This is a genomic window from Halomonas sp. BC2, from assembly GCF_002078115.1.
GTDB lineage: Bacteria > Pseudomonadota > Gammaproteobacteria > Pseudomonadales > Halomonadaceae > Vreelandella > Vreelandella stevensii.
Map to the genome: position 1 here is coordinate 74,891 of NZ_LFGT01000018.1, position 17,622 is coordinate 92,512.

At 57.2% G+C, this 17,622-nt stretch carries 17 protein-coding genes; 15 read left to right on the top strand and 2 right to left on the bottom strand.

Annotation, left to right across the window (positions count from 1 at the left end):
• Positions 1-172: 172 nt before the first annotated feature.
• Entirely contained in the window at positions 173-829 is a 657-nt protein-coding gene (locus B7L71_RS12125; protein WP_081138239.1) for a histidinol-phosphatase, read from the bottom strand.
• Positions 830-995: 166 nt separating this feature from the next.
• On the opposite strand from B7L71_RS12125, the gene B7L71_RS12130 reads away from it, so the two are divergent.
• Both B7L71_RS12130 and ptsP read left to right on the top strand, forming a co-directional pair.
• Positions 996-1,490: an RNA pyrophosphohydrolase gene (locus tag B7L71_RS12130; RefSeq protein ID WP_026001615.1), complete on the top strand. Its 495-nt coding sequence runs from the start codon at positions 996-998 to the stop codon at positions 1,488-1,490.
• A gap of 86 nt (positions 1,491-1,576) precedes the next feature.
• Entirely contained in the window at positions 1,577-3,838 is a 2,262-nt protein-coding gene (gene ptsP / locus B7L71_RS12135) for a phosphoenolpyruvate--protein phosphotransferase (RefSeq protein WP_081138241.1), read from the top strand.
• Here ptsP and B7L71_RS12140 read toward each other — a convergent pair.
• Complete coding sequence (locus B7L71_RS12140; protein ID WP_081138243.1) at positions 3,835-4,608, bottom strand: NRDE family protein; 774 nt, start codon at positions 4,606-4,608, stop codon at positions 3,835-3,837. The genes ptsP and B7L71_RS12140 overlap by 4 nt on opposite strands.
• Positions 4,609-4,759: 151 nt before the next feature.
• Here B7L71_RS12140 and B7L71_RS12145 point away from each other — a divergent pair, with 151 nt between their 5' ends.
• The 13 genes from B7L71_RS12145 (at position 4,760) to pseG (ending at position 17,604) form a co-directional block, all read left to right on the top strand.
• A complete protein-coding gene (locus B7L71_RS12145) occupies positions 4,760-5,914 on the top strand; it encodes a response regulator (RefSeq protein WP_081138245.1) in 1,155 nt (384 codons plus the stop codon).
• Positions 5,911-6,708 carry a sulfite exporter TauE/SafE family protein gene (locus tag B7L71_RS12150; RefSeq protein ID WP_081138247.1) on the top strand — a complete coding sequence of 266 codons (798 nt, stop codon included), beginning with the start codon at positions 5,911-5,913 and terminating at the stop codon, positions 6,706-6,708. Before B7L71_RS12145 ends, B7L71_RS12150 begins: the two co-directional genes overlap by 4 nt.
• Positions 6,709-6,756: 48 nt before the next feature.
• Entirely contained in the window at positions 6,757-7,545 is a 789-nt protein-coding gene (gene lgt, locus B7L71_RS12155; protein ID WP_081138249.1) for a prolipoprotein diacylglyceryl transferase, read from the top strand.
• Between the two features lie 354 nt (positions 7,546-7,899).
• The gene (locus B7L71_RS12160; RefSeq protein WP_081138251.1) at positions 7,900-8,745 is read left to right on the top strand and encodes a thymidylate synthase; all 846 of its coding nucleotides are present in this window, start codon (positions 7,900-7,902) and stop codon (positions 8,743-8,745) included.
• Positions 8,742-9,281, top strand: coding sequence for a dihydrofolate reductase (locus tag B7L71_RS12165; RefSeq protein WP_081138253.1), 540 nt, complete (start codon positions 8,742-8,744; stop codon positions 9,279-9,281). The genes B7L71_RS12160 and B7L71_RS12165 overlap by 4 nt, the downstream gene beginning before the upstream one ends.
• Positions 9,282-9,300: 19 nt before the next feature.
• Positions 9,301-10,059: a ProQ/FINO family protein gene (locus B7L71_RS12170; RefSeq protein WP_081138255.1), complete on the top strand. Its 759-nt coding sequence runs from the start codon at positions 9,301-9,303 to the stop codon at positions 10,057-10,059.
• A 263-nt stretch (positions 10,060-10,322) separates the two neighbouring features.
• Entirely contained in the window at positions 10,323-11,438 is a 1,116-nt protein-coding gene (locus tag B7L71_RS12175; RefSeq protein ID WP_081138257.1) for a porin, read from the top strand.
• A 155-nt stretch (positions 11,439-11,593) separates the two neighbouring features.
• Positions 11,594-12,268 carry a WecB/TagA/CpsF family glycosyltransferase gene (locus B7L71_RS12180; RefSeq protein ID WP_081138259.1) on the top strand — a complete coding sequence of 225 codons (675 nt, stop codon included), beginning with the start codon at positions 11,594-11,596 and terminating at the stop codon, positions 12,266-12,268.
• 67 nt (positions 12,269-12,335) lie between these two features.
• A complete protein-coding gene (locus tag B7L71_RS12185) occupies positions 12,336-13,166 on the top strand; it encodes a hypothetical protein (RefSeq protein WP_081138261.1) in 831 nt (276 codons plus the stop codon).
• 498 nt (positions 13,167-13,664) lie between these two features.
• Positions 13,665-14,663 (top strand): UDP-N-acetylglucosamine 4,6-dehydratase (inverting), encoded by a 999-nt coding sequence (pseB, locus tag B7L71_RS12195; protein ID WP_081138265.1) that lies wholly within the window; start codon positions 13,665-13,667, stop codon positions 14,661-14,663.
• Between the two features lie 3 nt (positions 14,664-14,666).
• The gene (gene pseC, locus B7L71_RS12200; RefSeq protein ID WP_081138267.1) at positions 14,667-15,827 is read left to right on the top strand and encodes a UDP-4-amino-4,6-dideoxy-N-acetyl-beta-L-altrosamine transaminase; all 1,161 of its coding nucleotides are present in this window, start codon (positions 14,667-14,669) and stop codon (positions 15,825-15,827) included.
• Positions 15,824-16,525 (top strand): pseudaminic acid cytidylyltransferase, encoded by a 702-nt coding sequence (gene pseF / locus B7L71_RS12205; RefSeq protein ID WP_081138269.1) that lies wholly within the window; start codon positions 15,824-15,826, stop codon positions 16,523-16,525. The genes pseC and pseF overlap by 4 nt, the downstream gene beginning before the upstream one ends.
• Positions 16,483-17,604, top strand: a complete 1,122-nt coding sequence (pseG, locus tag B7L71_RS12210; protein ID WP_212636759.1) for a UDP-2,4-diacetamido-2,4,6-trideoxy-beta-L-altropyranose hydrolase — start codon at positions 16,483-16,485, stop codon at positions 17,602-17,604. Before pseF ends, pseG begins: the two co-directional genes overlap by 43 nt.
• The last annotated feature ends 18 nt before the right edge of the window (positions 17,605-17,622 follow it).

The window sequence follows — 17,622 nt, forward strand, 5'->3', positions numbered from 1 at the left end:
CCTGGGTTTGCCGTGGTGACGTATTGGGGTTGATGATGTGGGCGGCATACCGTAGCGCGGCGTAAGCGGAGCGCACCCGCGAAGCACCCCGATAGGGGTGCCGGTGGTGGCAATGGCTTGGTACACATGACGATAGGGTTGTCGCCACACCATTCAATGCGAGACGCTTACCTCAATCCCGTAAGCTCATGATGCGCCAATGGCGCGCCTCGGCCACTTGGCGCAGGGTGTCGTCAGGGTCTACGGCAACGGGGTTGTCGACCACTTCCAGTAGCGGCAGGTCGTTGTGTGAGTCGCTGTAGAACCACGCATCATCGAGGGTGCAGTCCTGGTCTTCCAACCATGCTTCCAAACGCGTGACTTTGCCTTCTCGGAAGCTGGGCACCCCGGCCACGCGTCCGGTATAGCGGCCATCGACCATTTCGGGGTCGACGGCAATCAGATCATCCACGCCCAGCCGCTCGGCAATCGGGCCGGTGATGAAACGGTTGGTGGCCGTAATGATCAGCAGCGTATCGCCCTTGGTGCGGTGGCGGGCCAGCAGCTCTTCGGCCTTGGGCAGAATATGCGGCTCGATCTTGCTAATCATAAACTGTTGGTGCCAGGCAGCAAGCTGTTCCGGGCTGTTGTCAGCCAAGGGTTTCAGCGCCAGCGCCAGAAACGCCATCATGTCCAGCGTGCCCGCATTATAGTCGGCCAGGAAGCGCTCGTTGGCCTCGCGGTAGGCCACCGGGTCCACGGCTCCTTGCTCTACCAGGAACTCCCCCCAGGCATGATCGCTATCGATGGATAGCAGCGTATTATCCAGGTCGAAAATGGCCAGACTCACGGCGCTCCCCTTGATGGTTGATGTTGGTGAGATGTGCGCGGCACAAAGCGCCGGATTATCGCAGAGTCGCTTGGCTTTCACCACTTGGCGCTATCAAATTGTATTGATACGGTTGACTCCCTTGTGGAAAAATGGGGACAACTGAAAATTTATGAAGGTGATGTCCGTGATCGACGCTGACGGCTTTCGCCCCAATGTTGGCATCATTATTGCCAATAGCCAGGGGCAACTGCTTTGGGCGCGTCGTGTAGGACAAAATGCGTGGCAATTCCCCCAGGGAGGCATCAAGGCAAGCGAGACTCCACAACAAGCACTTTTTCGTGAGCTTCACGAAGAAATCGGCCTGACCGCCGACGATGTTGATATTGTCGCCTGCACCCGGGGCTGGCTGCGCTACCGTCTACCACGACGCATGATTCGTACCCACTCAAGGCCGGTTTGCATCGGCCAAAAACAGAAGTGGTTTTTACTGCAAATTCGCTGTCAGGAAACCCGGATTTGCATGACGGCGACACCCAAGCCGGAGTTCGACGGTTGGCGATGGGTGAGCTACTGGTACCCGCTGGGTCAAGTGGTGCCCTTTAAAAGAGAGGTTTATCGACGCGCGTTACGAGAGCTGTCTCCCCGCGTTCAACGGTTGGCACAAGATAATGAAGGATGACGTGCGCGTCACTGCTGGAAGTCGGCAGTGGGCTATAGCCGGACACTTCCTCAGCGAGGCAAACAACAGTGAATAGTAAAACGTCGATGCTTGAGGTGCTACGACGCGTGATTCAGGAAGTGAATGGCGCGCGCAACCTCGATGCCGCGCTGTCCACCATGGTACGTCGTATCCGCAAGGCCATGCAGACGGACGTCTGCTCGTTCTACCTGTATGACAAAGAGCTGGAGTCGCTGGTGCTGATGGAAACCATCGGCCTGCGCACTCAGGCCGTGGGGCGAGTCATTCTGCCACTGGGCGAAGGCCTGGTGGGGTTGGTAGCCAAGCGCAGTGAGCCTCTCAACCTGGAAGATGCGCAGTCGCACTCGCACTTCCGCTATTTCGAGGCCACCGGGGAGGAGCGCTACTGCAGCTTTCTCGGCGTGCCGATCATCCACCAGCGTCACATGCTGGGCGTGCTGGTAGTGCAGCAGGCGGAAAAACGCCGCTACGATGACGAAGACGAAGCCTTTCTGGTCACCATGGCAGCCCAGTTGGCCGGCGTGCTGGCCCATGCCCTGGCCACGGGCCACCTGACCCGCCCTGCGCTGCCCGGCGGCCAAGCCATGTTCAAGGGCGTGGCCGCTTCGCCCGGGATGGCCATGGGCGAGGCCGTGGTCATTACTCCGCCCGCTGACCTCAACAGCGTGCCAGACCTGATTCCCAGCGATCAGGAGTACGAAATCGCCCGTCTCAAGGAAGCCATCGGCAAGACCCGCGACGAGATCCGCGCGGCGGCCGAGCGGCTGGTCAACCGTATCTCTTCCCAGGAGCTGGCGCTGTTCGATGTCTACCAGCAGATGCTGGGCGAGGCGGCGCTTTCGGAAGAGGTCGAAAAACGCATCCGTGAAGGGCAGTGGGCGCCGGGGGCGTTGGCCGATGTGGTGCGCCGTCACGTGCAATACCTGGAGCGGGTCGATGACGACTACCTGCGTGAACGGGCGGCGGATATTCGCGACCTGGGCCGTCGTGTGCTGGCGCATCTTCAGGAAGACACGCCCGCCACCCCGGAAACCTACCCGGACGACGCCATTCTGGTGGGCGATGAAATCAGCGTGGCCATGCTGGGCGAAGTGCCCCGTGACAAGCTCAAGGGGCTGGTCTCGGTGCGTGGCTCCAGCACCTCGCATGTGGCCATTGTCGCCCGCGCCATGGGCATCCCGACCGTGCTGGGCATGATGGACTTGCCGCTGCCCCGCCTCAACGGCGCCCCCGTGGTGCTGGACGGCCACCGTGGGCGGCTGTTCGTACGGCCCATGGCCGAGCTCAAAGCTCGCTATGCCAGCCTGATTGCCGAAGAGAAAGTGCTCAGTGAGGTGTTGGCCCACGAGCAGGACCTGCCCAGCGAAACCCCGGATGGCCACGGCATCCCGCTGATGGTGAACACCGGCCTGGCGGTGGATGCGTCTGCCATGCTGAAAAGCCGGATTGGTGGGGTAGGGCTCTACCGCACCGAAGTGCCGTTCATGATCACCGAGCGCTTCCCCGGCGAGAAAGAGCAGATGCGCATGTACCGGGAGCAGTTGGCAGGCTTTGCGCCGCTGCCGGTGGTCATGCGCACGCTGGATATCGGCGGCGACAAGGATTTGCCCTACTTCCCCATCGAAGAGGCCAACCCTTTCCTGGGCTGGCGCGGCATGCGCGTCACTCTCGACCACCCTGAAGTGCTGATGGTGCAGCTGCGTGCCATGCTCAAGGCCTCTCAGGATCTGAACAACCTCCACGTTCTGTTCCCGATGATCACCAACGTCGAGGAAGTGGACGAAGCGATTCGCCTGCTCGACCGCGCCATCATCGAGCTGGGCGAAGAGGGCATCCAGGTGGCGCGGCCCAGCGTCGGGGTCATGATCGAAGTGCCCGCCACCATCTATCAGATGGATGCGCTGGCCAAGCGGGTGGACTTCTTCTCGGTGGGCAGTAACGATCTCACCCAGTACCTGCTGGCGGTAGACCGCAACAACGCACGGGTATCCAGCCTCTACGATGCGCTGCACCCAGCGCTGCTGGGCGCGCTGGTCGAGCTGTCTCAGGATGCCCGGCGGCTGAACAAACCCATTTCGCTGTGTGGCGAGCTGGCCGGGGACCCGGCAGGGGCGCTGCTGCTGATGGCCATGGGCTTCAATAGCCTCTCCATGAATGCTCCCAGCCTGCCCAAGGTGCGAGCAGCCATTCGGCGTGTCACCCTGGCTGATGCGCAAACGCTGCTCAAGGAGATCATGCAGCTGGATACGCCTTCCCAGGTGCATGCCCATCTCAACCAGCGCTTCGACGAGTGGCAGCTTTCCCACCTGCTTCCCCCCAGGGATTAATACCCCCTGTAGGCGGGCGTTGCCAACGTGGTCTCACCCAGAAACCGACCGAGGGGCCCAAAACGCTGCTCGGTCAAGGTGATGCTCCCTGCGTGGCTCAATGAGAGCCACGTAGTGGCTCGTGTGCCGTAGGTCTCGCCCACGATGAACGCCGCAGAGAGCTGACGCTCCAGTATCAGCCCCACGCCGGTATCGGGTAGCGCCGCGTCATCGGCAAGGCGGGCATCGTGAAGCGCCTGGCGGGTGGCCTGACGCCAGTGGCCCGCTTCATGCTGGCGTAGGGCATGGCGCACCGCCTGGAGCTTGGGCCATGCGGTGTTCAGACTGGCATTCGATAACCCGTGAAACCCCTCGGCCACTTCGTTCAGCGTCACGCCGTTGCGCCCCCGGTGCAGGTGCCAGCAGTGGGTGGGCGTCGCCACCAGCAGGTTGAACCCGGCATAGCGGGCTGCGCCGTGCTCGGCCATGTCCCTTAACCACTGGGCAGGGTCGCTACTGGTGAGTGCGTTGGCCACCAGTTCGCCCCGGCTGGGCGGGTGAGCGGGGGCCGACAACCGGGTGTCGCGCACGTTGGTCAATGCGGCTACCATTCCTTGCCGGTTGGCCGCCAGCCAGGTGCCACCTGCCTCCAGGTCACGGCCGCCCAGCAGGGGCTTGTCACCCCAGTGGCCCAGTGGTGCCGTGGGACGGGCATGAAATTCATCCCGATTACCGGCCAGACGCAAGGGGAACCGGCTGCCAGGCTGCCATGAAAAGGTAATCAAACACATAAACGACCCCTGTTGGTCACAAAATCCGGCTCCTTGCCGTGCGCTGCATGACAGCCTGCAAGAGTGGACGTACACTTGGCTCAATAGCTAAAGCAATAAGATGGTTCATCTGCCGAGGCAGAGCCTCTTATCGACGAGGAATGCGTGCACTATGCAACGTGATCAGCAAGAGCACTTCTGGAACGCCATCATCTGGCCCGTTCTGTGGCCGCTGCTGTTAGTGCAAGCCGCACTCGTACTGCTCTGCCTGTTGATGGGAGTGGTGATCTGGGTGATGTCGCCAGGCCAGGCCTCCTGGTCGACCACGTTATGGCTTACCCTGGCCCTGCTGCTGGGCAGTTGCATGAATGTAGGCGCTTTCTTGATGTTAATCAAAGCCCGGGCCAGATATAAGGATGCCCGTTTCATGCAGTGCCTGGTCGAGCTGGAGTGCCGTGTCGCCTCCTTGGGGCAGAAGGTCGCTCCCAGCCAGCCATGGGCGGCGGAAGAAGACACCCATCAGCGCCCCCTCAAGCGCCTTACCCATGCCAACGATCGGCTGGCCGCCATGCTGGAACAGCTGGAAAAAATACCCACGGCGACGCAAGAGAGCGCGGGCCGGGCCGACCAGGCGCTGCTCGAAGACCTGCATCACCAGCAGAAGCAGCTGAAGCACCTGATGGCAGGCAGGGAGCGGGCACGGGAAGAGTCGCGGCTGAAGTCAGGCTACCTGACCTTGATGCAGCGTGAAGCCGACAGCCTGTTCGAACACCTGGGCAGCATGATCAAGGACGACACTACCGAGGCGTGTCGCCAGAACGTCACCCATGTGCGCGAGCGGCTGGCCGATATACGCTCGCTGCTGGCCAATTTCGTGCAGCAGAGCGTCAACGAAGCCACCACCTACGACGTGCTGGAAACCGAAGGGTATCAGCCCCGTGTGCTGGTCGTGGATGACGGCCCCGTCAACCTGATGCTGGCACGGCAAATGCTGGAATCTCAAGGGCTTCAGGTAGAAGGCGTCAGCAGTGGCGAGCAGGCGCTGGAGCGGCAACAGTCCACTTTTTACGATCTCGTGTTCATGGACATCTTCATGCCCACGCTGGATGGCCTGGAAACTACCCGCCGCTGGCGTCAGTTCGAGCGGCATAACCCCGCCCATCGCAGTATCATCATTGCCCTCACCGCGAACGTGGACAACGCCGGGCGAGGCACCTGCGAAACGGCCGGCATGGATGATATCCTAGCCAAGCCCTATCAACCCGAAACGCTGCAACGCATGCTCAAAAAATGGCTGCCTGACGCTTTGGAGAAGCCCGCACAATGACATTTGCCGCCATTTTGGCCAGTTATCTCGTACTCGGTGCCGCCGCAGGCACCATGGCAGGACTGTTTGGCGTAGGGGGCGGCATCATCATCGTACCGGTGCTGGTGTTCGCTTTTGGCCTGCAAGGCATCGCGCCAGAAATCACCATGCATCTGGCAGTGGGCACGTCGCTGGCCACCATCGTGGTCACCGGAGCCTCTTCGGCCCTTGGCCACGTGCGTCGCGGCAGCGTACACCGCCCCTGGTTCATGGCGCTGTTGCCGGGGCTCATGCTCGGCGCGATTGCCGGGGTGTTCATTGCAGGGAATCTCTCAGGCACCGTGCTGGGCACACTGTTCGGCGTGTTCGTGCTGCTGCTGGCCGCCAAGATGGTCATTGGCTTGAATCCCAAGCCGGGCAGCGTTGCGCCCGGTAAAGTGGCGATGTCGGTGGCCGGAGGCGTCGTGGGCGCCATTTCGGCACTGTTCGGTATCGGCGGCGGGGCCATGACGGTGCCCTGGCTGTCCCGTGCCGGGGCCAGTATGACCCAAGCCGTGGGCACCTCCGCCGCCTGTGGTCTGCCCATTGCCATCGTTGGGGCGCTCACCTTCATCGTCGTCGGCTGGGGCCACCCGCTGCTTCCGCCGTGGGCCACGGGCTTCGTCATGTGGCCCGCCTTCATTGGCATTGTCGCCACCAGCGTTCCCTTTGCACGGTTAGGAGTGCGGCTGGCCCATGTGCTGCCCGCTAACATACTGCGCTACGGTTTTGCTTTACTGCTCACGGTGGTAGGGCTGCGCTTCATACTGGCGTAATCGCCACCCGGCACGCTGTCACTTCTTTTGTTCACCTAGAGAAACGGAATGATTAATTACCCCACGATAGACCCTGTCGCGATTTCGCTCGGCCCCTTGCAAGTACACTGGTATGGCCTGATGTACGTGGTCGGTTTCGTTGCTGCCTGGTGGCTGGGCTGCCGCCGTGCCGCGCGGATTGGGCTCACCAAGGATGATATCAGCGACCTGCTGTTCTACTGCGCGATTGGCGTCGTGGCCGGTGGGCGGCTGGGCTACGCGCTGTTTTACGGCCTGGGGCAGTGGTCTGCCGACCCACTGTGGATCTTCCGCGTCTGGGATGGTGGCATGAGCTTCCACGGCGGCTTGATCGGCGTCCTACTGGCCGCCTGGCTCTTTGCCCGGCGCAAGCAGCTGGCCTTCTTCACCCTCACCGATTTCATTGCCCCGCTCGTGCCCATCGGCCTGGGGGCAGGGCGCATCGGCAACTTCATCAACCACGAACTGCCCGGCCGCGTGACCTCGCTCCCCTGGGGTATGCCGTTTCCCGGCATGGGCCCAGAGCCGCGTCATCCCTCGGCACTTTACGAAGCCGTATTGGAAGGCGCCGTGCTGTTCGTCATCCTCTGGTGGGTCTCGGCCAAACCTCGCGCGCGCGGGTTCGTCTCCGGCCTGTTTCTGCTGGGCTACGGTGTCTTCCGCTTCATGGTCGAGTTCGTCCGCATGCCCGACGCCCACATCGGCTACCTGGCCTTTGGCTGGTTCACCATGGGCATGCTCCTCACCCTACCCATGATTATTCTCGGACTCCTCCTGATGCTCTGGTCAAAAGGCAAACCCATCGACGCCAAGGTTTGACTCGGATATGGCGCTCAGAGCATCCACCTAAACCTGCCTGTGGGAGGCCAATTTTATTGGGCGACTGTCTGGGCAGGCACTTGTGCCTGCATCATCGCGAGCTAAAGCTCCCTCCCACAAGAAGCCCCTTCCTGCAGCAGCAAAGTGGCTGGGTAGAGCCAGTGGATTCAGGCTAGCCTGAGTAGCCGCCCAAGCTTGCCTGTGGGAGGCCAATTTCATTGGGCGACTGTCTGGGCAGGCACTTGTGCCTGCATCATCGCGAGCTGAAGCCCCCTCCTACAACCCTTAACATAGACGTTGCCTTTAGGGGGGCCTAGAATACAGCCTCATATTCGCTGTTAATCTGGAAACCTTGTGACTGCTACAACGCCTTCGCTTACCACGTCGAATGAATTGCCTGCGCTTGAGCAGCCTTACCTGGACTTGATGCGCACTGTGCTCGAACAGGGCGTTGATCGCGGTGACCGTACCGGTACGGGTACGCGCTCGGTGTTTGGCCACCAGATGCGCTTCGATCTTTCCCGTGGGTTTCCGCTGCTGACCACCAAGAAGCTGCACCTGCGCTCGATCATTCATGAGCTGCTGTGGTTTCTGAAGGGCGATACCAACATCGGTTACCTGAAAGAGCACGGCGTGCGTATCTGGGACGAATGGGCCGATGAAGCGGGCAATCTGGGGCCCGTATACGGCTACCAGTGGCGTAGCTGGCCACACCCCAAAGGCGGCAGCGTGGATCAGATTGCCAACCTGCTGGAGCAGATCCGCCATAACCCGCAGTCACGCCGCTTGATCGTCTCGGCCTGGAACCCGGGGCAGGTGGAGGAAATGAAGTTGCCGCCGTGCCACTGCCTGTTCCAGTTCTACGTGGCGAACGGTCGCCTTTCCTGCCAGCTGTACCAGCGCAGTGCGGATATTTTCCTCGGTGTGCCGTTCAATATCGCCAGCTACGCGCTGCTGCTCAGCATGGTGGCGCAGGTGACCGGGCTGAAGCCGGGCGATTTCATCCACACGCTGGGCGATGCCCATCTCTACAGCAACCACCTGGAACAGGCGCAGGAGCAGCTGGCGCGTACGCCCATGGCGCCGCCAGCGCTGGTGCTCAACCCGGCGGTCACGGATCTATTCGACTTCACCTTCGATGACATTCATATAGAAGGGTACCAATCGCACCCCCACATCAAGGCAAAGGTTGCCGTATGAGCCAATCTCTCCCGACTGATGAACTGCTGGTGCCGGTGGCGATGATCGTCGCCATGGCGAAGAATCGTGTCATTGGCGTCGATGGCAAGCTGCCCTGGTACCTGCCGGAAGACCTGAAGTTCTTCAAACGCATGACCCAGGCCAAGCCGCTGGTCATGGGGCGCAAGACCTATGCATCCATCGGCAAGCCGTTGCCCAATCGGCTGAATATCGTGGTGACCCGAGACACGGCCTTCACCGCCGAGGGCACGCGTATCTGCCACGACCTGCCGTCCGCCCTGGCGCTGGCCGACCAGCACGCCACTATCGAGGCGGCGGAGGAGATCATGGTGATGGGAGGCGGCGAGATCTACCAGCAAGCCTTGCCCTTCGCCCAGCGGCTGTATATTACTGAAGTCGATATCGACGTCGAGGGCGACGCGACGTTTCCAGAATTCTCGGCAGACGAGTGGCGTGAAGTGCAGCGCGTACCCGGCCAGCCAGCGGAAGGGCAGCCACGTTATGATTTCGTGGTATATGAGCGTGTCAACGACTGAGCAAGGAAAGGAGGAGGTGATGGCTGCCAACGTACTGCAACTATTAGAACTACTCGAAACACGGCTCGACCAGAAAAACGCCGAGCTGGAAGCATTGCGTGCCGAAAACAGCCGCCTGAAGCAGCAGCTGGCACGTGGGGAAGCAGCGCCACCCCAGGTAGCGCCAGCGCCGCTGCCCACGGAAGCGTGCCAGCCCCAGGCAGCGCGTCAGCACCAGGAAAAGCCCCCGGTGGTAGCCGAGCAAGTGCCACCGCAGGCAGAAGCAAACGAAACGCCAGCGCCTGCCGTTGAACCTGCTACCGAAGCGACTCAGCCGCCATCGCCCCACGCGTTGTTGAAGCAGTGGTATCAGCGCTACCCCAATGCTTTCTTCAAAGGGCATACCAAGCCGCTGAAAGTGGGTATTCATCACGACCTGGCCGAGCGTGAGCCCTGGTCGGGCAAGCTGGTGCGTCGTGCGCTGGCCAACTACGTCAATCTGCCGCGCTACATCAAATCCATGCGGGAAGGGGTAGAGCGGGTCGATCTGGAAGGCAATCCGGCAGGCAAAGTCGACAAGGAAGCGGCACAGCACGCCAGTGCGCGGCGCCACGAAAGCCGGGCGACCACAGCAACAGAAACCGCGCCGACCCCGCGTGCCAAACCCGCTCAACGAACGCCGCCGCCGAGGAAGGAAAAACGTCAGGAAGTGCCCCGGCAGGAAAAAACCGAGCAGGCAAAACCGCTTAGCCTTGAAGATAAGCTCAAAGGCTTGCAGCAGAAATTCGAAGGCCGCTGAGACCGGTTTTGGTTGGCTGGGTTCCATAAAAAAACACAAATCATAAAAAAACACTGTTTTTTCTATTGCGTTCCGTGGAATCCCGGTATAGAGTTTGACCTGCGAGCATTGGACTATAACAAGGCTTTGTTGAGGACATGTCGCATACCACCGGGAAAAACCGGCGGATGAGAAAAAGAGCATGGCCCGCAAGCCACTTGCTGGCTTCTACGAAGGCCAGTAATAACGATCGAAACAGTAAGCTAGTTAAAGGAACCTACATCATGAAAAAGACACTTTTAGCGACTGCCATCGTTGGCGCCCTGGGTGCCTCTGCTGCCGCTCAAGCAGCGACTGTCTATGACCAGGACGGCACCAAGCTGGATATCTACGGTCGTATTGCACTGGGTATTGCTGGCGGTGGCCCTGAGCGCAACAGCTCTGGCGCAGAAATTGATAATGGCGCTGAGTTCGTTGACGTTTTCTCTCGTCTTGGCCTGCGCATGAGCCAGGAAATCACCACTGACCTGACTGCATTCGGTCACGTAGAGTGGCGTTTCCGCGCCGATGGTGGTGATAACCGTTTTGACGCCTTCCACGAAACTCGCCAGAGCTACCTCGGTCTGCGTAGCGACCAGTACGGTACTGTACAAGCTGGTAACTTTGACAGCTTCTACAACACCTTTGTATCCAAGCCGTTCGACTGGCAGCTTGACTCAGGTCTGGAATTCGTTGGCCATCCCAAGCAGTCTCGCGGTGACTCCATCGGTTACTACACCCCTGATCTGAACGGTTTCACTGCTGCTCTGCAAGTCAAGCACTACAGTGAGCGCGGATTGCGCGAAGATGGTCCTCGTTTCAATGCTGATGGGGATGTTGTTGGTACCAGCGAGGAAGGTAGTGTAATTGCTACTCAGGGTGCTGTTCGCTACGCTGACGGCCCGCTGACCGTTGGTGTTGGTTTTGTTGACGACGTACAGCGCGGTGGCGGTAACGGCGAAATGCTGTACGGTATCGTTGGTGCTTACGACTTTACCGATCAGTTCACTGCACGTCTGGGCTACGAAGGTCGCGAGCACAACAGCGACTTCAACAACAACACCGACGGTGCTGACTCTGACCGTGTAGGCTACGATATCTTTGGTATCGGTGCCACTTACACCACTGGCCCTTGGGCATTTGCTGCTGATTTCTATCGCATTGACCGCGACGGAAACTTCGATAACAGCAATAGCTGGTCTGCCGGTACTTACTATCAGGTTTCCAGCAACTTCGACGTCTTTGCTGAGCTGTACAATGGTGACATGCCCCGTCTGAGCACTGACGAGACTATCAGCAATAACTGGGACAACCTGACTGACGACGTATACTGGCTGACTGGCGCTCGTTACCACTTCTAAGCCTGGCTTTCGCCAACGCTTGAATGGATAACTGCCTAACAGCAGATAGAACCGGCCCTCAGGGGCCGGTTTTTTGTTCATCAGCCAGTAACGCTTTATTGTCATAAGCGCATGCTGCCTTTTGTTCGCAGCATGTCAGATGGTGGTGAATATTTGTGATTGAGTTGGAAAAGCGCTTTGTGTTTGATGAAGGAGTTGACTACAGCTTTGTCAACCCATTTTCATTGGGTGTGGTGGCTCAAGAGTTGAGTGATCAGGAGTGCGCTCATTTTCGCTTTTTCGCCGATGGCATTGCTATCGTGTGTTATATGCGCTTTCTACGCCAACGCCGTATCCAGCGTATCAGTTTTGACGATACCTCCCTTGCTCCCATCGTCTTTTCGCATGCACAGCATGTGGGATTGAGCGTTGCTTTGGTGGGAGGAGGGGAGAGGCTCCTTGAGCAGGCCGAACCGTTGTTAACGTCAAGATATCCAGGGTTGAGCATCATTGCCACTTCCCCAGGGTATTTTAGCTCTCCACAGCACTACCAAGCGAGCTTGGAACAGTTGGCGCTGGCTGATATCGTCGTGGTAGGAATGGGCGCAGGTAAGCAGGAAAAGCTATTGCTGGACCTTCGTAAAAATGGCTGGCAGGGCACTGGTTTCACATGTGGTGGCTATTTTGATCAATGGGTGCAGGCAAGGGGGCAGCACTACTATCCTGCTTGGATCGATCGCTTCAATATGCGCTGGCTGTACCGTCTGTTCAAAGAGCCAAGGCGGTTGGCAAAGCGCTACCTCAAGGATTACCCGATCTATTTGATAAGGTATGGGCACAAGCTGAAATGAATTAAAGTATTTAAGGTTTGTCGTTAAATGGGAATAACTATGCTTTTTTTGTTAATGTGACGTTTTTATGCTGAGATATATATCTTTGCCGATCATGATGCGGCTGATCAACGTAGGACTTCGGGGAAGTACCCTGTTAGCTAAATTTTTGCTGATTTTCGTGCTTGCTTATTATCTTGAGCCGATAGACGTGGCCTTGTATGGCCTTTTGGCGGCATCGATCAGTTTTGGTGTTTATTGCGTTGGTTTTGATTTTTATACGTTTAGTAGCCGAGAGTTAATCGCCGCGCCAAAGATATCTTGGCTTAGGTTGTTAAGAGATCAGGGCGCTTTTTTTCTACTGGTGTATTTGATTGCTTTTCCGTTGATGCTGGCAGTTTTCTACTTTGATTTTTTGCCTTGGATATTGGCGCCTTGGTTCTTTACCATTTTGCTGTTAGAGCATCTTGGTCAAGAGTTGAATCGTTTATTGGTAGCCATGTCGAGACAGCTGTTGGCAAGTGTCGTGCTGTTTTTGCGTGCTGGATTATGGGCGTTTGTCGTAGTGGCAGCCTTCTGGTGGTCAGAAGAGGCTCGCTCGTTACACATGGTGTTGGCGTGTTGGGCGTTGGGTGGATTGCTTGCCATGCTGCTGGGCCTGCTGGCGCTGAAGGCCCTGGATCGTGAGGCATTGGCGTTATCTGTAGACTGGGCCTGGATAGGTCGTGGAATAAAAGTCGCTTTGCCTCTGTTGCTGGCAACCCTTGCCTTGAGAGGTATGTTCACCTTTGACCGATATTGGCTGCAAAGCGCGGCGGGTACCGATGTGCTGGCGGCTTACGTTATTTTCATAGGTGTCGGTAATGCACTGGTGTCGTTCCTGGATGCGTCTGTTTTTGTTTTTTATATCCATCTTTAGTCAAGGCTTATCAGCAAAAAAACAGAAATTTATTCTTTAAGAATATGAAAAGCATGTTACTACAAACGATGATGGTAATGTGCCTTCTTGTCCTGGTAGCGGTAGTGGCGATTAGGCCAGTTGTTGGTTTTTTTGGATAACGAAGTTTATTCTCAATACATGGATGTTTACTACCTTGTGTTACTGGCAATGTTTTTATTGGTGCTAAGTATGGTGCCGCATTATGGCTTGTATGCAATGAAGTTGGACCGGTGGATAATTTCGGCTCATTTGCTTACATTTTTTTTGTTTCTGGTTTTGTCATCAGTGCTGATGGTATTTTTTCCAATACACGGGATACCATTGTCTCTGGTCGTGAGCTTTGCGATAATGCTTGTATACAAAGGGGTTGCATATATGTTAGCTGATAAGACATCTCTGCAATAATCAATATAACGTACTGATAGTGATGTTGCTCAGCGACATCATGCTTGGTGATTAATTAAATAGGTGTTAGGAATGTTTGACAATGCATCCATATTGGTGACAGGGGGGACGGGGTCCTTTGGCCACACATTTGTGCCCATGTTGCTGGAACGTTACAACCCCAGGCGCGTCATTATCTTTTCGCGCGATGAAATGAAGCAGTGGGAGATGGCAAAGCTGTTTGAAGGTGACCCTCGCGTGCGTTTTTTCATTGGCGATGTACGGGACCGTGAGCGCCTTTACCGAGCCCTGGACGGGGTGGACTATGTCGTGCATGCGGCGGCCACAAAAATCGTTCCTACCGCCGAGTACAATCCGTTCGAGTGCGTCAAGACGAATGTGCTGGGGGCCATGAACCTGGTGGATGCGTGTATCGACAAAGGGGTTAAAAAAGTGGTTGCGCTGTCGACAGACAAGGCTAGCAGTCCTGTCAATTTATACGGCGCTACCAAGCTTACCTCAGATAAGTTATTCGTTGCAGGCAATCATTACGCTGGTCACAACCCTACCCGTTTTTCCGTTGTTCGCTACGGGAATGTGATGGGATCTCGTGGTTCCGTCATTCCTTTTTTCATGTCGATCAAGGATAGCGGCGTACTACCGATCACCGATGAGCGGATGACCCGGTTCATGATCTCGCTGGAAGAGGGGGTCGAGCTGGTTTGGCATGCTTTCCGGGATATGGAGGGAGGGGAAATTTATGTCAAAAAAATTCCATCCATGAAAGTCGTCGACCTCGCCCGTGTGATTGCACCGGATGCTAAGCAAGAAATCGTCGGTATTCGCCCCGGCGAGAAGCTGCACGAGCAGATGATAAGTGAAGAGGATGCTTACTATACTTATGAGTATCCAGAGCATTTTAAAATTTTGCCGCAGATCAATAACTGGGATAAAGACGCCAATCGCATCAAGGAAGGGAAGCGTGTGCCCGAAGGGTTCGTGTATTCCAGCGATAACAATGCGGAATGGATGACCGATAGCGATCTGCAGGCATGGATTGACAAACATCGCGAAAAAATTGGGTGCATTTAAGCCATGATTCCCTATGGTCGCCAGGACATTAGTCAGCTCGATATCGATGCCGTTGTGGAGGTACTACAGTCTGATTTCCTGACTCAGGGCCCTGTGGTGCCTGCTTTCGAGCAACGGGTGGCCTGTCATGTTGGCGCTGAACATGCATTGGCAGTCAACAGTGCCACATCGGCATTGCACATCGCCTGCCTGGCGCTGGGGCTGGCAGAGGGCGACTACTTGTGGACGTCACCTATCACCTTTGTGGCGTCGGCCAACTGTGGGCTGTACTGCGGTGCGCAGGTTGACTTCGTCGATATTGACCCGCACACGTACAATCTTTGCCCAGTAGCGCTCGAGCAAAAACTGCAAAAAGCCGAGCAATCAGGGACGCTGCCCAAAGTGCTCGTTGCCGTACATTTGTGTGGCCAGTCCTGTGATATGCAGGCCATCTCAACACTGGCCAAGCGTTATGGCGTTAGCGTCATTGAAGATGCTTCCCATGCGATTGGTGGCAAGTACCGAGGCGAGTTCATTGGTAGCTGCCGTTATAGCGACATCACGGTCTTCAGTTTTCATCCAGTGAAAATCATCACGACTGCCGAGGGGGGGATGGCGCTCACCAATAACGCTGAGCTGGCCGCCAAAATGCAGCTGCTGCGCAGTCATGGTATTACTCGTGATCCTGAGCAAATGACCCACGTGGCTGATGGGCCTTGGTACTACCAACAGATAGACTTGGGCTTCAACTACCGCATGACCGAGTTGCAAGCAGCGCTTGGGGTGAGCCAGCTGCAGCGTCTCGATCAATTCGTGGCGCGTCGTCATGAGCTGGCGGCCCGCTATGACCAATTATTGTCTACACTGCCACTGACAACCCCTTGGCAACATCCCGACAGTTACTCCGGGTTGCATCTTTATGTCGTACGTCTGAACACCCAGCAGATCGGCAAAAGCCATCGTGAAGTCTTCGAGTCGCTGCGCGAGCAGGGTATAGGTGTGAACCTGCACTACATTCCAGTGCATACCCAGCCTTATTATCAGCGCATGGGCTTCCAGTACGGTGACTTTCCTGAGGCAGAGCGTTATTACCGTGAAGCGATCAGTTTACCAATGTTCCACACGATGAGTGAGGAGCAGCAGGCGCAGGTAGTGGCTGCCTTGCAGGGAGCACTGGCGTCATGAGGCTTGCCGTCATCCCTGCTCGTGGTGGCAGTAAACGCATACCACGCAAAAACATCAAACCGTTTTGTGGCAAGCCAATGATTGCCTGGCCGATCGAGGCGGCGCTGGACAGCGGCTGCTTTGATGCCGTAATTGTTTCCACCGATGATACCCAGATTGCGGAGGTCGCCAAGGCCCATGGTGCCCTTGTGCCCTTCATTCGGCCTGATGATCTATCAGATGACCATACAGGCACGCTTCCTGTCATTCGCCATGCGGTACAGTGGTTCATCAATGCTGGGCAGCCCCCTTTGGAAGTATGCTGCATCTACGCCACGGCGCCGTTCGTGACGGGGGAGAGCATTCGTGAAGGGCTGAAGATCCTACGGCGCACATCGGCCGATTATGCCTTTACAGTGACTAGCTATGCTTTTCCGATTCAGCGCGCAGTGCGCCTGACTGAGCATGGGCGGGTGGAGATGTTTCAGCCAGAGCAGTTCAATACACGTTCTCAGGATCTCGCAGAGGCTTATCATGACGCTGGTCAATTTTACTGGGGTGTAGCCGATGCCTGGTTAGAGAGCCGTCCGCTTTTCGGCTGTGGTTCGGCCCCCGTCATGTTGCCGCGTCATCGTGTGCAAGATATCGATACCTCGGAAGACTGGCTGCGAGCGGAATGGATGTTCAAGGCCATGTCATCAAGCGCACCACACGTATGAAAATTGCCTTCAGAGCAGACGCGTCACTGCGCATAGGTACCGGGCATGTCATGCGTTGCCTCACACTGGCGCGTGCTTTGCGAAGTCGTGGGCATGAGTGCTTATTCATCAGTCGTGCACATCCTGGCAATCTGTTAGCCATGATCCGTGCAGAAGGTTTTGCCGTCTATTCATTGCCTTCGGGTAGTGGTGCGGATAGCGATCTTGCGCATTCAGAGTGGCTTGGCGCGTCACAGTGGGAAGATGCTCAGGCCTGTTGCGCACTGTTGGCACCCTGGTGCCCGGATTGGCTCGTGGTCGACCATTATGCATTGGACTACCGGTGGGAAAGAAGCGCTCGGGTGGCAAACTGCCGAGTGATGGTGCTGGATGACTTGGCAGACCGTCGACACGATGCAGATCTGTTGATCGATCAAAACCTTGGGCGTTCCCTGCTCGATTACACGGGGTTGCTGCCCGATCACTGTGAGCCTCTGATCGGGCCACGTTATGCGCTACTGCGCCCGGAATTTGCCGAGTTAAGGGACATCGCGCTCACCAGGCGCAGGAAGGGGCAGTTGCAACACGTCCTGGTGGCGTTAGGCGGCGTTGACGAACACAACCATACTTCCCTTGTGTTGCAAGCACTTGACGATCATTGCAATTTGCCTGCCACAACACGCTTGACCGTTGTACTGGGGCAAACAGCACCTCACCTAGCGCGGGTGGCCGAGGTTGCCAAACGTTTGCGCTGGCCTGTAAGCGTTTTCTCTGGCGTTCGAGATATGGCACAGCGTATGGTCGATGCCGACCTCGCGATAGGGGCTGCAGGCGGTACGTCCTGGGAGCGATGTTGCCTTGGGCTACCCACGGTGCTGATGGTACTGGCCGAGAACCAGCGAGCACCTGCCTTGGCGCTGGCCAATAGCGGTGCTGCCCTGCTGGTCGAGCCGTCATCTTCGTTAGCACACCAGTTGCCGTCCGCCATGGAAACCATGAGTCAAGCCACTCGATTACGGCAATTCAGCAGCGCCGCGAGTAGCATGGTGGACGGCGCTGGCTGTCGTCGCATCATGGAAGCCATGGAGCATTTACGATGAGTGGTAGCATTCGTGCAA

Excerpts from the sequence above, each read along its gene's own strand:
- B7L71_RS12145 (WP_081138245.1), top strand. The coding sequence starts at position 4,760 with ATGCAACGTGATCAGCAAGAGCACTTCTGGAACGCCATCATCTGGCCC.
- ptsP (WP_081138241.1), top strand. The coding sequence starts at position 1,577 with ATGCTTGAGGTGCTACGACGCGTGATTCAGGAAGTGAATGGCGCGCGC.
- pseG (WP_212636759.1), top strand. The coding sequence starts at position 16,483 with ATGGATGTTCAAGGCCATGTCATCAAGCGCACCACACGTATGAAAATT.
- pseC (WP_081138267.1), top strand. The coding sequence starts at position 14,667 with ATGATTCCCTATGGTCGCCAGGACATTAGTCAGCTCGATATCGATGCC.
- lgt (WP_081138249.1), top strand. The coding sequence starts at position 6,757 with ATGATTAATTACCCCACGATAGACCCTGTCGCGATTTCGCTCGGCCCC.
- pseB (WP_081138265.1), top strand. The coding sequence starts at position 13,665 with ATGTTTGACAATGCATCCATATTGGTGACAGGGGGGACGGGGTCCTTT.
- B7L71_RS12140 (WP_081138243.1), bottom strand. The coding sequence starts at position 4,608 with ATGTGTTTGATTACCTTTTCATGGCAGCCTGGCAGCCGGTTCCCCTTG.
- pseF (WP_081138269.1), top strand. The coding sequence starts at position 15,824 with ATGAGGCTTGCCGTCATCCCTGCTCGTGGTGGCAGTAAACGCATACCA.
- B7L71_RS12150 (WP_081138247.1), top strand. The coding sequence starts at position 5,911 with ATGACATTTGCCGCCATTTTGGCCAGTTATCTCGTACTCGGTGCCGCC.
- B7L71_RS12165 (WP_081138253.1), top strand. The coding sequence starts at position 8,742 with ATGAGCCAATCTCTCCCGACTGATGAACTGCTGGTGCCGGTGGCGATG.
- B7L71_RS12175 (WP_081138257.1), top strand. The coding sequence starts at position 10,323 with ATGAAAAAGACACTTTTAGCGACTGCCATCGTTGGCGCCCTGGGTGCC.
- B7L71_RS12185 (WP_081138261.1), top strand. The coding sequence starts at position 12,336 with ATGCTGAGATATATATCTTTGCCGATCATGATGCGGCTGATCAACGTA.
- B7L71_RS12170 (WP_081138255.1), top strand. The coding sequence starts at position 9,301 with ATGGCTGCCAACGTACTGCAACTATTAGAACTACTCGAAACACGGCTC.